Consider the following 15,318-nt stretch of genomic DNA (forward strand, 5'->3'; position numbering starts at 1 on the left):
TCCCGGCGTGGGGTCAGGCGGGAGGACGGCCCTCGAGGTGCCTGAGTACCGCGGCCACCCGACGGTCGAGCTGCTCGCCGGGCGGCAGGTCCAGCTTGGCGAAGATGCTGCGGATGTGCTTGTGCACCGCGCCCTCGGTGACGACGAGGCGGCCGGCGATCGCGGCGTTGCCCAGGCCCTCCGCCATGAGGCCGAGGACGTCCCGCTCGCGGGGGCTCAGGCGGTCGAGCGCCGAGGCGGGGTGCTGCCGGGTCAGCAGCTGCTCGACGACCAGCGGGTCGATGGCAGTGCCCCCGTCGGCCACCCGCTGGAGTGCCTCGAGGAAGGCCTCGACCCGGCCCACCCGTTCCTTGAGGAGGTAGCCCAGCCCCGCCGCGCCCCCAGCCATGAGCTCGGCGGCGAAGGCCGGCTCGACATGGGCGGACAGGACGAGGACGCGTAGGTCCGGGTGCCGGCGGCGGGCCTCGACGGCGGCCGCGATCCCCTCGGCGGTGTGCGTCGGGGGCATCCGGACGTCGACGACGGCGACGTCCGGGAGATGGGTGTCGACGTCCTCGAGCAGCCCCGTGGCGTCGGTCGAGGTCGCGACGACGTCGATCCCCTCGGACCCGAGCAGCAGGGCGAGCCCCTCCCGGAGCAGGGCGTCGTCCTCGGCGATCACGACCCGCACGGCAGCTCCACCCGCAGCACCGTCGGGCCACCGGGCGGGCTCGACAGGAAGAGCCGGCCGTCGTGCGCCTCGACCCGGCGACGGATGCCCTCGAGGCCCGACCCGGTGGTGTCCCGCGCACCGCCGAGGCCGTCGTCGGCGACCTCGACGACGAGGGCGTGACCGTGTCTCGCCGCGGTGACCCGAGCCCGCGTGGCCCCGCTGTGCCTGCTGACGTTCGTCAGCGCCTCCGACACGGCGAAGTACGCCGTCGCCTCGACGGCCCGGGCGCACCGCTCCGGCAGGTCGAGCTCGAGGGAGCACGGGACGGCACACCCGGCCGCGAGCCCGTCGAGCGCCCCGGCCAGGCCCTCGGTGTCCAGGATCGGAGGCAGGATGCCGCGGACGACCGAGCGCAGCTCGGCGAGCGCGGCCTCCGCCGCACTCTGCGCACGCTCCAGGGAACCGGCCGCGGTCGTGGGGTCGCGCAGGACGGCCCTCCTCGCCGAGCCGAGGAGGACCGAGACGGCGACGAGCCGGTTCTGGGTGCCGTCGTGCAGGGACCGCTCGATGCGGCGGAGCTCGGCGGCGTGCGCGTCGAGGGCCGCGGCCCGGGTCGCCCGGAGCTCGGCCACACGCAGTGCCAGCTCGCTCCCTGCCGGCCGGAGCAGGTGGCGGGCGGGCCACTCCTGGAGGCGCGCGAGCCCGGGCAGGACGAGCACGGAGAGGACGGCCCAGACCGGGCCGAGGGCGGCGACGACGAGAGCGTCGGCGAGGTCGCGTACGGGCCACACGAGCGGGCCCGGGCCGCCGGTCTCGGCATCCACCCACCGGAACCAGAGAGGGAACGTGAGCGACTGGAGCGCGTAGAGCGGCAGCACGAGACCGACGAGCCCACTGAGCCATCCGAGGGTGGCGTGGGCGGCGAGCCAACCGAGCTCGCGGCGGGTGGTGGGGTCCGCGAAGGTCGCCCGCGCGGTGGACGGGACCGGAGCATCGGCCGGCCCCAGACCGAGCCGGCGACGCTCGCGGTCGGCGACGCCCCGGAGGACCTGCGCGGTGGGGGCCACGGCCGGGAGGCCGACGCCGACGAGCGACAGGCCGGCCACGACGACGACGCCGATCAGGGTGCCGATCGCGACGACGGCGGACCCCAGACCGGCGACGAGCCGTTCGAGCGCGTCGGCGGTACGCCGCAGGCGCTGGGCCATCGCCGGGCGGCGGGGGCGAGGCACCGTCACGACCCGTCGTGCGCTGCCTCGGCGACGACGTCGACGACGCCGACCAGCCGGCGCAGCTTGGCGGCGACCCGCCGCTGCTGCCAGGCGTCCGCGGTCAGCCCCACGACGGCCTCGACCCTGCCGTCCGGGGCGGCGTCGTAGGTCAGGTGGTCCACCGGGTGCGGGCCGAGCGTGGCGGCGAGGCGGGTGAGCATCCCGTCCGAGGTGGCGCAGCGGACCCGGAGCGTGATGAGGCCCGCACGCGCTCCCTGAGCGGCCGCGGGCGTCGTCACGGGTCGACCGTAGGACCGCGCGCCCGCATGGTCATTGTGCAACCGGACAGTCGGACGGTCTCCACTTCGTGGAGGCGGACGAACGCGGGGTGTCGGGTCGCCCCTACGGTGACACGCCATGAGCGATCTCGACGCCGTCCGTGACTGGCTGGACCAGCAGGTCCCCGAGCTGATGCGGGCCCATCGCGTGCCGGGCGCGTCCTGGGCGGTCCTCCGGGCGGACGAGGTCGTCGAGGGCGCGGCCGGCGTGCTCAACCTGGCGACCGGCGTCGAGGCCACGACCGACTCGGTCTTCCAGATCGGCTCGGCGACCAAGCTGTGGACGGCCTCGCTCGTCCTGCAGCTCGCCGACGAGGGGCTGCTCGACCTCGACGCCCCGGTGCGCGAGGTGCTCCCCGAGTTCGCCGTGGGCGACCGCGAGGCCACCGAGCGGATCACCCCCCGGCAGCTGCTCGAGCACACCGCCGGTTTCGAGGGCGACATCTTCACCGACACCGGCGTCGGCGACGACGCCCTGGAGAAGTACGTCGCCGAGCTCCACGACGTCCCCCAGCTCTTCCCGCCCGGTGAGCGGTTCTCCTACAACAACGCCGGCTACTGCGTCCTCGGGCGGGTCGTCGAGGTCCTGCGCGGCACGACGTACGACGCCGCCCTGCACGAGCGTCTCGCCGCACCGCTCGGCCTGACCCACGTGGCCACCTCCGCCCTCGAGGCGATCCTGCACCGCGCCGCCGTCGGGCACGTCGAGGCCGAGCCCGGCGGCAGCCTGCAGCGGGCCCCGGTCTGGGCGATGCCCCGCTCGAACGCCCCGGCCGGAGCGATGCTGTCGATGACGGCACGCGACCTCGTGGCGTTCGCCCGGATGCACCTCGACGACGGGCATGCCCCCGACGGCACGCGAGTGCTCGCGGCGGGCACGCCGGAACGCATGTGGGCCCATGCCGTCGACCTGCCCGCTCTCGGTCTCATGGGGACGTCGTGGGGCCTCGGCTTCGAACGGTTCGACACCCCCACCGGGCTCCTGGTCGGGCACGACGGGACGACGATCGGGCAGCACGCGTTCCTGCGGATGGTGCCAGGGGCCGGCGTCGCGGTCGCGCTGCTGACCAACGGCGGGGACGTCGTCTCCTTCTACCGCGAGGTCGTCGGTCACGTGCTGGGGATGCTGACGGACGTCCGTCTGCCCGACCTCCCCGCCCCGCCGCAGGACCCCGAGACCGTCGACGCCTCGCGCTACCTCGGCACGTACTCGGCCAGCGTGTTCGACCTGACGGTCAGCCAGGACGACGACGGGCGGATCTGGCTCGACCTCGTCCCCAAGGGCGACTACGTCGAGCTGGGCGGGCAGGCCGAGCGCACCGAGCTCGTCCACTACGGCGACGACATGCTCATCCCGGTCGACGCGGACCGGGGCATGTACATGCCGCACGCCTTCGTCGGAGACGACGGTGCCGGTCACGCCCTCTACCTCCACCTCGGACGCGCCGTCCGCCGGGCCGGCGTCTGACCACCGACGACAGGACTCCCCGATGACGCTCCGCAGACCAGCCCTCGCCCTCTGCCTCTCCGCCACCCTCGTCGCCGGATGCAGCGGCGGCGGCGGCGAACCGGGTGCCTCGCCCGATGCCGAGCCCACGTTCGTCGAGGACGGCACCTTCACGATGGCGCTCCAGGCCGACCCGGGGAACCTCGACCCCCACTCCTCCGCGTCGAGCGCGTTGTTCACCGTCTCGCAGCTGGCCTACGACTCCCTCGTGAGCGTCGACGGCGAGTCCGGGGAGATCCTCCCGCAGCTGGCCGCGGAGTGGTCGGTCGACGGCACGACGGTCACCTTCACCCTCGTCGACGGCGTCACCTGCTCCGACGACAGTCCGTTCACCGCGCAGACGGTGGCCGACAACATCGCGTACGTGGGCGACCCGGAGAACGAGAGCCCGTTCCTCGGGACGTTCCTGCCCCCCGGTGCCACCGCGACCGCGGACGAGGGGGCCGGCACGGTGACCCTCACCCTGGCCCAGCCCGCACCGTTCGTCCTCAACGGCCTCGCGAGCCTGCCGATGGTCTGCGACGCGGGTCTGGAGGACCGCGGCTCCCTGACCGGCGGCTCGGCCGGGACCGGCCCCTTCCGGCTCACCGAGGCGGTTCCCGGGGACCACTACACGTACACGAGACGCGACGGGTACTCCTGGGGCAAGGACGGTGCCTCGACCGACGCGCCGGGTACTCCGGCGACCGTGACGATGCGGATCATCGAGAACGAGAGCACCGCCGCGAACCTGCTCCTCTCCGGGGAGGTCAACGCCTCGGAGATCATGGGGCCCGACGCCGAGCGGCTCGAGCAGTCCGGCCTCTTCGCCGCCAAGACCCCCGCCCTCATCGGCGAGCAGTGGTACAACCAGGGCTCGGGACACCCGACGAGCGAGGCCGACGTGCGGATGGCGCTCACCCAGGCCCTCGACCTCGCCGAGCTCCAGTCCGTCCTCACCGCGGGCAAGGGCGCCCCGGCCACCACGCTCGCGGCCCTGCCGCCCACCGCCTGCCCCGGTGACTCGGTGAGTGGCTCCCTGCCGGCGCAGGACGTCGAGGCCGCCGAGGCCACCCTGTCCGGCCTGCCGGCCATGACCTTCCTCTACGACAGCTCGGCCGGCAGCGCGGTGGCCGCCGCGGCCGAGCTCGCCGTCCAGCAGTGGAAGGCCGCGGGCGCGGACGTCACCGCCAAGGGCCAGGACGCGACGGCGCTCCAGCAGGCGATCTTCGGGACGGGGGACTGGGACATCGCCTGGGTGCCGCTCAACGTCAACAGCCCCGACCAGCTCGTGCCGTTCCTCTCCGGCCCCGGCGCCGCCGAGGGCGGCACCAACTTCGCCGGCATCGAGAACGCCGACTACGCGGCGGCGGCGGAGAAGGCGAGCGCCCTGTCCGGCGCGGAGAGCTGTGCGGCCTGGTTGGAGGGCGACTCCGCGGTGGTCGCCGCCGCAGACGTCGTGCCGTTCGCCAACAACGTCGTGCGGACCTACGGCAAGGGCGCGCGCTTCGAGATCCCGGGCGAGCTCGAACCCACGAGCATCCGCCTGGTGCAGGAGTAGCACGACGTGGCGTCGACCGGCCTGCTCGCCCGGGCCGGGTCGCGGGACATGCTCCCGGCGGCCCGGCCCTGGGCAGGGTTCGCGGTGCGCCGCCTCGGGCGGCTCCTCGTGTCACTGTGGGTGCTCGTCACCGCCTCGTTCCTCATGATCCATCTCATCCCGGGGGACCCCGTGCGCGCCGCCCTCGGCCCGACGGCCCCGACGGAGCTCGTCGAGGCCAAGCGCCGCGCCCTCGGGCTGGACGAGCCCCTCCCCGTGCAGTACGCCGACTTCCTCCGGGGGCTCGTCACCGGCGACCTCGGCACCTCGCTCGTCTCGCAGCTCCCGGTGTCGCAGGTCGTCGCCCAGCGGCTTCCGGCCACGTTGGTCCTGGCCGGGCTCGCCTTCGTCCTCGCCGTGACCGTCGCCGTCCCGCTCGGCGTCGCCGTCGGCGTGCTCACCCGGCGCGGCCACGGCCGCCGGACCGAGCTCGCGTTCACGACGACGAGCGTCGTCCTCGGCACCATCCCGGACTTCCTCTTCGGGGTGGCCCTCGTCTACGTCTTCGGCGTCGGTCTCGGGTGGCTGCCGGTCGCGGGGGCGAGCGGGGCGTCGGCCTACGTGCTCCCCGTGCTGGCGCTCGCGGTCGGGCCGGCGGCCGTGCTCTCGAGGATCATCCGCGTCGAGATGGTGGGGGTGGTCGAGGCCGACTACGTCCGCACGGCCCGCGCCAAGCGCCTGCCCGACCGGACCGTCTACCTCGGTCACGCCCTGCCGAACGCCCTGACGGCCTCGCTGACCCTCGCGGGCATCATCCTCAGCAGCATGGTCGCCGGCACGGTCCTGGTCGAGAACGTCTTCGCCTGGCCGGGGCTGGGGAGCACCATCGTGCAGTCCATCGTCAGCAAGGACTACCCCATGGTCCAGGCGGTCGTGCTCGTCTACGGTCTCGGGGTCCTCGTCGTCAACACCCTCGTCGACGTCGCTCTCGCCCTGCTCGACCCGCGCTCGCTGATCCGGGAGGCGTGAGATGGGCCGCTGGTCGACCGCGGCCCGGACACCGCTCGGGCTGACGGCCGCCGTGCTGGCGGGCAGCGTGCTCGGGCTCGCGGTGCTCGCGCCGGTCGTCTGGGGGACGAGCGCGGACGCCGTCGACACCGGGTCCATCCTCTCGCCGCCCTCGGGGGAGCACTGGGCGGGGACCGACAACCTCGGCCGGGACATCCTCGCGCGCACGCTCGTCGCGACCCGACTCTCCGTCCTGCTCGCCCTGGCGGCGACGGCCATCGCGGTCCTGGCCGGTCTCGTCCTCGGGACGGCGCCGTTCCTGCTGGGCCGCCGGCTGGGCCGGGTGGTCACGGCGGCGGTCAACATCGCGGTGGCCTTCCCCGGTCTGCTCCTCGCGTTGTTCTTCGCCACGATCTTCGGAGTCGGCGCGACGGGGGCGGTGTTCGCCATCGGCCTCGCCGGCGCCCCGGCCTTCGCCCGCCTGACCCAGACCCTCGTCGCCGGTGTCGCCGCCCGGGACTACGTGGCGGCGGCCCGGGTCGCCGGAGTCGGACGGCTGCGCGTCCTCCTGCGCCACGTCCTGCCCAACATCTCCGAACCGCTCGTCGTCAACGCCACCGTGGGCACCGGGGCGGCGCTGCTCTCCTTCGCCGGCCTGTCCTTCCTCGGCCTCGGGGTGCAGCAGCCCGGGTACGACTGGGGCCGCCTGCTCTACGACGGGATCGGAGCCATCTACGTCAACCCCGCTGCCGCGCTCACGCCGGGTGCGGCGGTGCTCGTCGCGGGTCTGGCGTTCAACCTCGTCGGCGAGACGGTCGCGAAGGCGCTCGGGGTCGGCGGCGTCGCACGCCGCCCCGGTCGCGCTCCGCGCGCGGTGCCCGGACTCGCGCCGGTGGCGGCCGACGAGGCGCCGCGCGCGGTCGGCGACGACCTGGTCCTCGACGTGCGCGACCTCGAGGTGACCGTGCCCGGGGCGAGAGGACCGGTGCGTCCGGTCCGGGGTGTCACGTTCTCCGTGCGTCGCGGCGAGGCGCTCGGCGTCGTCGGCGAGTCCGGCTCGGGGAAGTCGCTGACCGCCCTCGCGGTGAGCCGGCTCGCGGGCGACCTCGCGCGGGTCGAGGCGGGGCGGCTCACGCTCCTCGGCACCGACCTCACCGAGGCCGACGGACGGGCGCACCGCCGGCTGCTGGGCACCTCGCTGGCGATGGTGTTCCAGGACCCGACGACCTCGTTCAACCCGACTCGTCGGGTCGGTGCCCAGCTCGCCGAGGGTGCCCGCCACCACCAGGGTCTCGGCCGGGCCGAGGCGCTCGCGCGCGCCGTGGACCGGCTCGGCGCGGTGCGCATCCCGGAGCCCGAGCGGCGCGCCCGCCAGTACCCGCACGAGTTCTCCGGCGGTATGCGGCAGCGCGCGATGATCGGGATGGGGCTCATGGGCTCGCCGTCACTCGTCGTCGCCGACGAGCCGACGACCGCCCTCGACGTCACCGTCCAGCAACAGGTCCTCGACCTCCTCGCCGACGTCCGGGCGGCGGACGACGTCGCCCTCGTGCTCATCAGCCACGACGTCGCGGTCGTGCGCAGCGTCTGCGACCGCGTGGTCGTCATGTACGCCGGCCGCATCGTCGAGGACCTGCCGGCCGCGTCCCTCGACGACGACGCCCGGCACCCCTACACGCGGGCGCTCGTGGCGGCCGTCCCCGACATGGACACCGACCTCGAGGCGGCGCTCCCGGTCATCCCCGGGACGCCGGCCGACCCCGGGGCCCTCCCGCCGGGCTGTGCCTACGCGCCGCGGTGTCCCCTCGCCTCCGCTCGCTGCGTCGAGGAGGACCCGTCCCTCGTGAGCGACGACACCGGTCACCGGGTGGCCTGCTGGCACGCCGACGGGCCCGCGGAGGCCGCGACCACGGCCGCCCCGGGAGAGGTGGGTGTGCCGTGAACGGGCTGGTCTTCGAGGACGTCCGGGTGGGCTTCGGCGCCACGACGGCGGTCGACGGCGTGAGCCTGGCGGTGCCCCCGGGAGCGGTCGTCGGCCTCGTCGGGGGCTCCGGGTCGGGCAAGTCCACCCTGGCCCGCGCGGCCGTGGGGCTCACGCCGTTCACCGGGCGCATCACGCTCGACGGAGAGCCGGTCCCGACCCGGGGAACGTACCGCCCGGTCCAGATGGTCTTCCAGGACCCGTACTCCTCCCTCGACCCGCGGATGAGCATCGGCGACTCCGTGAGCGAGCCGATGCCCCGCTCGATGCCTCGGACGGGACGACACGCGGAGGTGGCCCGGCTGCTCGAGCTCGTCCACCTCGACCCCGCGCGGGCGGCGGCGCGTCCGGCCGACCTCTCCGGCGGCCAGCGGCAGCGCGTGGCGCTCGCCCGGGCGCTCGCGGCCCGTCCGCGGGTGGTCATCGCCGACGAGATCACCTCCGCGCTCGACGTCTCCATCCAGGGGGCAGTGCTCAACCTCGTGCGCGAGCTGCAGGCCGAGCTCGGCCTCTCGATGCTGTTCATCTCGCACAACCTCGCGCTGGTGCGCTATGTCGCGTCGCACGTGGCCGTCATGCACGCAGGCCGCCTCGTCGAGGAGGGCCCGACCCACCGTGTGCTCGCCGATCCCGAGCACGACTACACCCGTCAGCTGCTCGCCGCGGTACCCCGCGGTGACCGCCCGTCGAGGAGCCACCGATGACCCGCCGACCCCGCCTCGAGGACCTCTACCTCCTCGCCGTGCCCTCCCGGCCGGTGCTGTCCCCCGACGGCACCCGCGTGGTGTACGTCGTGCGCACCCTCGACGCCGAGACCGACAGGGCCGTCGACCGGCTGTGGACGGTGTCGGTCGCCGGCGGGGACGCCCGGCCGCTCAGCGACGGCCCGGCGGACACCTCGCCGGCATGGTCCCCGGACGGGTCGCGCGTCGCGTTCCTGCGCGAGGGCCGTGTGCAGGTCCTCACCCCGGGCGTCGACGGCGAGCAGGTCCGTCAGGTCGCCGACCTGCCGGGCGCGACGGCCCCGGTCTGGAGCCCGGACGGACGCCGCCTCGCCACGACCGCGCCGGTCGACCCGGGGGAGGGCGAGGACCCTCTCGTCACGCGCCGGCTCGACTACCAGACCGACGGGGACGGCCTCGTCGGGGCCGTGCGACACCAGGTGCACGTCGTCGACCTCGACACGGGTCGGGTCCGGCAGGTCACCGACGGCCCCGAGGACGCCGCGAGCCCCGCGTGGTCACCGGACGGAGGTCGGCTGGCCTTCGTCCGCGGGGTCGGCGACGCCCCGGACGTCACCCTCCGGTCGGCGGCGCACGTCGTCGCCGTCGACGAGCCGGGTGCGCCCCGGGTCGTGGGCTCCGTCGACGGGACCGTCTCCGCGGTGTCCTTCACCGCCGACGGCACCGGTCTGCTCGTCGTCGGCCGGCCCAGCGGCTCCGTCGGGCACGAGCACCTCGTCCGGGTCGCACTCCACGGCGACACCCGGGCCCGGCTCACGGCGTCCGTCGACCGCAACGTCATGCCCGGGGGCCCGGCCTATCCCGGTGGCCGGCCGCACGAGCTGGCCGACGGGCGGGTGCTCGTGTGCCTGCGGGACCGAGGCTGCACCCACCTGTGGGTGGTGGCCGAGGACGAGCCCGCCGTGCCCGTCCTGGCGGGCGAGGGCCGGGTGGTCTCGGGGCTGTCCGTCGTCGGCCGGACGGCGGTGGTCGTCCTCGGCACGCCGTCCTCCTACGGCGAGGTCGTCGCCCTCGACCTCGACTCCGGCACCGAGACGGTGCTCACCGACCACGGCGCACCCCTCGCCGACGTCGAGCTCGTCGAGCCCGAGCCGCGGACCTTCACGACCGGCGACGGCACCGAGGTCCAGGGCTGGCTGCTGCGCGACCCGGACCGCGAGGGACCGCTCCCGCTCCTGCTCGACGTGCACGGTGGCCCGCACAACGCGTGGAACGCCGCCGCGGACGAGATGCACTTCTACCACCAGGAGCTCGTCGCCCGCGGCTGGGCGGTGCTGCTCGTCAACCCGCGGGGCAGCGACGGCTACGGCGAGGAGTTCATGACCGGGGTGTGCGGTGGATGGGGGACCGCCGATGCTGCAGACCTCCTCGAGCCGCTCGACACCCTCGTCGCCGAGGGGGTCGCCGACCCCGGCCGCCTCGCGGTGACCGGCTACAGCTACGGCGGGTTCATGACCTGCTGGCTCACCGGCCACGACGACCGGTTCGTGGCGGCCGTCGGGGGCGGGGTGGTCAGCGACCTCGTGAGCATGGTGGGCACCTGTGCGACGGACCCCTGCTCCAGCGCCGAGGAGCTCGGCGGCACCCCGTGGGACCAGCCGGAGCGGTTCGCCGCCATGTCGCCGGTCACCGCGGTCGGACAGGTCCGGACGCCGACCCTGCTGCTGCACGGCGCGAACGACCGCACCTGCCCGGTGGGCCAGGCGCAGCAGTGGCAGACGGCCCTGCGCACGCGCGGCGTCCCCACCGAGCTCGTCCTGTACCCCGGTGCGGCGCACGCCTTCGTCCTCCTGGGGCGTCCGTCGCACCGGCTCGACTACTCCCGCCGCGTCGTCGACTGGGTGGAGCGCCACGCCCTGCACGGCGGGCGGCCGGCGCTGGACGGGGCCCACTGGGAGCGACGCCTCGCCGCTCTCGCCCGGCGTCACGGGGTTCCCGGCGCAGCACTGGGGGTGCTGCGTCTCACACCGGACGGGGACGACGAGGTCGTCGTCGCTGCCCACGGCGAGCTGAGCACCGCGACGGGCCATCCGGTCGTCGACGAGTCGGTGTTCCAGATCGGGTCGGTCTCGAAGGTGTGGACCGCCACCGTCGTCATGCAGCTCGTCGACGAGGGGCTGGTCACCCTCGACACGCCGGTCGCCGACGTCGTGCCGGGCTTCCGGCTCGCCGACCCCGAGGTCACCCGGACGGTCACCGTCCGGCACCTGCTGGACCACACGAGCGGGATCGACGGCGACGTCTTCACCGACACCGGCCGCGGCGACGACTGCCTCGAGAGGTACGTCGAGCTGCTCGCCGAGCAGAACCAGAACCATCCCCTCGGCGCGACGTGGTCCTACTGCAACGCCGGGTACTCGCTGCTCGGCCGGGTGGTCGAGTGCCTGACCGGGACGACGTGGGACGCGGCGATGCGCGAGCGGCTGTTCACCCCGCTCGGCATGGCACACACGCTGACCCTGCCCGAGGAGGCCCTGCTGCACTCCGCGGCAGTCGGCCACGTGACCCAGGACGGCACGACGACGACGGCACCGGTGTGGCAGCTGCCGCGCTCGCTCGGGCCGGCCGGGCTCGTCGTCTCCGACGCCGCCGGCGTGCTGGCCTTCGCCCGGCTGCACCTCACCGGCGGGCTCGCGCCGGACGGCGGACGCCTGCTCTCCGAGGAGTCGGCAGCGGCCATGGTCGCGCACCAGGCCGACCTGCCGGACACGCTCTCGCTCGGTGACTCGTGGGGGCTCGGGTGGATCCGCTTCGGCTGGGACGGGCAGCGGCTCTACGGCCACGACGGCAACACCATCGGTCAGACGGCCTTCCTGCGGGTCGTCCCGGACGCGGGTGTCGCGGTGACGCTCCTGACGAACAGCGACCACGGCCGTGACCTGTACGAGGACCTGTTCCGCGAGCTCCTCGCCGAGGTCGCGGGTGTGTCGATGCCGGCGCGGCTGTCGCCCCCCGACGTGCCGGGGACCGACGCCGCGGCGGCCGTCGCCCCCTACGTGGGACGCTACGAGCGGGCCGGGGTGCACATCGACGTCGAGCACGGCCCCGACGGTCCGCTCATGCGCACGACGGTCGTCGGGCCCATCGCCGAGATGGTGCCGGACCCCGTCGAGGAGCACGCCCTCGTCCCGTTCGCCGACGGCGTCTTCCTGACCCGTCCGCACGGCGCCGGGACGTGGTTCCCCGTGACGTTCTACTCCCTCCCGACCGGCGAGGAGTACCTGCACTTCGGCGTCCGCGCCACTCCCAGGGTCGCGTGATGGACCTCGGTGCGCTGATCTCCGACACCCGCGAGCTGGTCGCGTGCGAGTCGCCGTCGTCCGACCTCGCGGCCGTCGCCCGGTCGGCGGAGGTCACGGCGCAGGTAGGCGCGCGCAGGCTGGGCAGCGAGCCCGAGCGCGTCGTCGTCGGCGGCCGCACGCATCTGCGCTGGCGGCTCGGCTCCGCGCCGGGCAGTGTCCTCGTCCTCGGCCACCACGACACGGTGTGGCCGCTGGGGACCCTCGAGCGGTACCCGTGCGTCGTCGAGGACGGGATCCTGCGCGGACCGGGGTGCCTCGACATGAAGGCCGGGCTGGCGATGGCGTTCCACGCGCTCGCCGGGCTGGACGGCGTGACCCTGCTCGTCACCGGCGACGAGGAGCTCGGCTCGCCCAGCTCGCGCCCACTCGTCGAGGAGGAGGCCCGGGCGGCCGGCGCCGCGCTGGTCCTCGAAGCCGCCGACGACAGCGGCGCGCTCAAGGGCGAGCGCAAGGGGGTCTCGCTGTACGAGGTCCGGGTGCGCGGGCGGGCGTCACACGCCGGGCTCGCGCCGGAGCAGGGCGTCAACGCGAGCGTCGAGCTCGCGCACCAGGTGCTCGCGCTCGCGGCGCTCGCCCGCCCCGACCTCGGGACGACGGTGACGCCCACGCTCATGCGGGGCGGCACGACGACGAACACCGTGCCGGCGGACGCATCGGTCGCGGTCGACGTCCGGGTGCGGACCGTCGCCGAGCAGTCGCGGGTGGACCACGCGGTGAACGCCCTCCGCGCCGTCCTGCCCGAGGTGCTGCTCGAACCGACCGGTGGACCCAACCGCCCCCCGATGGAGGCCCGCTCGTCCGCGGCGCTCCTGGACCGCGCCGCGGCCGTGGCCGAGCGGTCAGGGCTCCCGGTGCCGTTCGGGACCGCCGTGGGCGGTGCGTCCGACGGCAACCTCACGGCCGGGGTGGGCACCCCGACCCTCGACGGCCTCGGCGCCGTGGGCGGAGGGGCCCACGCCGCCGACGAGCACGTCCGGGTCGACGAGCTGGCCCCGCGGACCCGTCTGCTCGCCGAGCTCGTCCGCGACCTGCTCTCCGACCCGTCCGCCACCATGGAGCCGGAGGAGGGCCGATGAGCACGCACGAGAGACCGACGACGACGCAGACCGGGCCCGACCCAGCGGAGGCGGCCGCGGCCGCAGCGCGCGCGGCCGGTGTCACGGTGCGCGACCTCGCCGACATCGGTGACCTCCAGCAGGCGGTCGTGCTGCTCTCCCGGATCTGGGGGCGACAGGCGAACCCGCCGGTGACCCTCGAGCTGCTGCGGGCGTTCGCGAAGGCGGGCAACCACGTCGCGGGGGCCTTCGACGGTGACCGGCTCCTCGGCGCGTGCGTCGGCTTCTTCCACGCCCCGCTCGAGGACGCGCTGCACAGCCACATCGCCGGCGTCGCCCCCGAGGCGCTGGGCCGCAGCGTGGGGTTCGCCCTCAAGGTGCACCAGCGCGAGTGGACGCTGGCCCGCGGTGTCACCGAGATCGCCTGGACCTTCGACCCGCTCGTCGGGCGCAACGCGTGGTTCAACATCTCCAAGCTCGCGGCCACGCCGGCCGAGTACCTGCCGAACTTCTACGGCGCGATGCTCGACGACATCAACGGCGACGGCGACTCGGACCGGCTGCTCGTGCGGTGGTCCCTCCGGGCCCCGTCCGTCGAGCAGGCGTGTGCCGGCTCTCCCCGCGTCCCGGTCGTGCCGCCGGACGCCACCGTCGCTCTCGCCGCGGACGCCGCCGGTGCGCCGGTCCCGGGCCCGGCCGACGCGGAGGTGTGCCTCGTCGCCGTCCCGCGCGACGTCACCCGGCTGCGCACCGGCGACCCCGGCCTGGCCGCCGACTGGCGCACCGCGGTGCGGGCCACGCTCACCGGGCTGTTCGCCGACGGCGCCCGCGTCGTCGGGTTCACGCGGTCCGGTTCGTACGTCCTGAGGAGGACCCCGTGAAGCTCGAGGGTGTCGAGATCCACCACGTCTCGCTACCGCTGGTCGGGCCGTTCCGGACCTCGTTCGGCACGCAGACGACGCGTGACCTGCTCGTCCTGCGTGTCGTCACCGACGTCGGGGAGGGCTGGGGCGAATGTGTGACGATGCCCAGCCCGCTGTACTCGGCGGAGTACACGGAGGGGGCCGCCGACGTGCTGCGACGCTTCCTCGTCCCGGCGCTCGCCGGACGCTCCGACCTCGACGGCGCCGCCGTGCTGCCGGCGCTCGCCGCGGTCAAGGGGCACCGGATGGCGAAGGCCGCGCTCGAGATGGGCGTCCTCGATGCCGAGCTGCGCGCGGCCGGGCGCTCCTTCGCCCGTGAGCTCGGCGCGGTGCACGACCGGGTCCCGTGCGGGGTGTCGGTCGGCATCATGGACAGCATCCCCGAGCTGCTCGACGCGGTGGGCGGCTACCTCGACGAGGGGTACCTCCGGATCAAGCTGAAGATCGAGCCCGGGTGGGACGTCGAGCCGGTGCGCGCCGTCCGCGAGCGCTTCGGGGACGGCGTGCTCCTCCAGGTCGACGCCAACACCGCCTACACGCTCGGGGACGCCGCGCAGCTCGCCCGGCTCGACCCGTTCGACCTCCTGCTCGTCGAGCAGCCGCTCGAGGAGGAGGACGTGCTCGGCCATGCCGACCTGGCGAAGCTGGTCCGCACCCCGATCTGCCTCGACGAGTCGATCACCTCGGCCCGGGACGCCGCGGCTGCCATCCGGCTCGGTGCCTGCTCGGTCGTCAACGTCAAGCCCGGCCGGGTCGGCGGCTATCTGGAGGCGCGCCGGATCCATGACGTCGCGGCCGCGCACGGCGTGCCGGTGTGGTGCGGGGGGATGCTCGAGACCGGGCTGGGCCGGGCGGCCAACGTCGCCCTCGCCGCGCTGCCCGGGTTCACCTTGCCCGGTGACACCTCGGCGTCCGGGCGCTACTACCGGGAGGACATCACCGAGCCGTTCGTCCTCGCCGACGGCCATCTCGCCGTGCCGCAGGGGCCGGGCCTCGGGGTCCTCCCGGTGCCGGAGCGTCTCGCGGTGGTGACGACGCGCACCGAGTGGGTCCCCGGATGAGCCGGACGGCCCCTCGGG

Annotated in this window: 12 protein-coding genes; 9 read left to right on the plus strand and 3 right to left on the minus strand. The window is 74.8% G+C overall.

The window, feature by feature from the left end:
• Positions 1-13 precede the first annotated feature (13 nt).
• From JQN72_RS09785 to JQN72_RS09795, 3 genes are read right to left on the minus strand one after another with little or no spacing between them, the layout of a single operon-like run.
• Entirely contained in the window at positions 14-670 is a 657-nt protein-coding gene (locus JQN72_RS09785; protein WP_204134990.1) for a response regulator transcription factor, read from the minus strand.
• On the minus strand, positions 658-1,890 hold the full coding sequence (locus tag JQN72_RS09790; protein WP_204134991.1) for a sensor domain-containing protein: 1,233 nt from the start codon (positions 1,888-1,890) through the stop codon (positions 658-660). Before JQN72_RS09790 ends, JQN72_RS09785 begins: the two co-directional genes overlap by 13 nt.
• The gene (locus JQN72_RS09795) at positions 1,887-2,162 is read right to left on the minus strand and encodes a hypothetical protein (protein ID WP_204134992.1); all 276 of its coding nucleotides are present in this window, start codon (positions 2,160-2,162) and stop codon (positions 1,887-1,889) included. Before JQN72_RS09795 ends, JQN72_RS09790 begins: the two co-directional genes overlap by 4 nt.
• A gap of 118 nt (positions 2,163-2,280) precedes the next feature.
• On the opposite strand from JQN72_RS09795, the gene JQN72_RS09800 reads away from it, so the two are divergent.
• From JQN72_RS09800 to menC, 9 genes are read left to right on the plus strand one after another with little or no spacing between them, the layout of a single operon-like run.
• On the plus strand, positions 2,281-3,669 hold the full coding sequence (locus JQN72_RS09800) for a serine hydrolase (RefSeq protein WP_204134993.1): 1,389 nt from the start codon (positions 2,281-2,283) through the stop codon (positions 3,667-3,669).
• 22 nt (positions 3,670-3,691) lie between these two features.
• A complete protein-coding gene (locus JQN72_RS09805; RefSeq protein WP_204134994.1) occupies positions 3,692-5,248 on the plus strand; it encodes an ABC transporter substrate-binding protein in 1,557 nt (518 codons plus the stop codon).
• Between the two features lie 6 nt (positions 5,249-5,254).
• On the plus strand, positions 5,255-6,256 hold the full coding sequence (locus JQN72_RS09810) for an ABC transporter permease (RefSeq protein WP_204134995.1): 1,002 nt from the start codon (positions 5,255-5,257) through the stop codon (positions 6,254-6,256).
• 1 nt (position 6,257) lies between these two features.
• Positions 6,258-8,177, plus strand: a complete 1,920-nt coding sequence (locus JQN72_RS09815) for a dipeptide/oligopeptide/nickel ABC transporter permease/ATP-binding protein (RefSeq protein WP_204134996.1) — start codon at positions 6,258-6,260, stop codon at positions 8,175-8,177.
• Positions 8,174-8,920 (plus strand): ATP-binding cassette domain-containing protein, encoded by a 747-nt coding sequence (locus JQN72_RS09820; RefSeq protein WP_204134997.1) that lies wholly within the window; start codon positions 8,174-8,176, stop codon positions 8,918-8,920. Before JQN72_RS09815 ends, JQN72_RS09820 begins: the two co-directional genes overlap by 4 nt.
• Positions 8,917-12,219, plus strand: a complete 3,303-nt coding sequence (locus tag JQN72_RS09825; protein ID WP_204134998.1) for a serine hydrolase — start codon at positions 8,917-8,919, stop codon at positions 12,217-12,219. Before JQN72_RS09820 ends, JQN72_RS09825 begins: the two co-directional genes overlap by 4 nt.
• Complete coding sequence (locus JQN72_RS09830; RefSeq protein ID WP_204134999.1) at positions 12,219-13,337, plus strand: M20/M25/M40 family metallo-hydrolase; 1,119 nt, start codon at positions 12,219-12,221, stop codon at positions 13,335-13,337. The genes JQN72_RS09825 and JQN72_RS09830 overlap by 1 nt, the downstream gene beginning before the upstream one ends.
• Positions 13,334-14,197, plus strand: a complete 864-nt coding sequence (locus JQN72_RS09835) for a GNAT family N-acetyltransferase (RefSeq protein WP_204135000.1) — start codon at positions 13,334-13,336, stop codon at positions 14,195-14,197. Before JQN72_RS09830 ends, JQN72_RS09835 begins: the two co-directional genes overlap by 4 nt.
• Complete coding sequence (menC, locus tag JQN72_RS09840) at positions 14,194-15,300, plus strand: o-succinylbenzoate synthase (RefSeq protein ID WP_204135001.1); 1,107 nt, start codon at positions 14,194-14,196, stop codon at positions 15,298-15,300. The genes JQN72_RS09835 and menC overlap by 4 nt, the downstream gene beginning before the upstream one ends.
• Positions 15,301-15,318: the final 18 nt, after the last annotated feature.

Source organism: Phycicoccus sp. CSK15P-2 (assembly GCF_016888005.1).
Taxonomy (GTDB): domain Bacteria; phylum Actinomycetota; class Actinomycetes; order Actinomycetales; family Dermatophilaceae; genus Phycicoccus.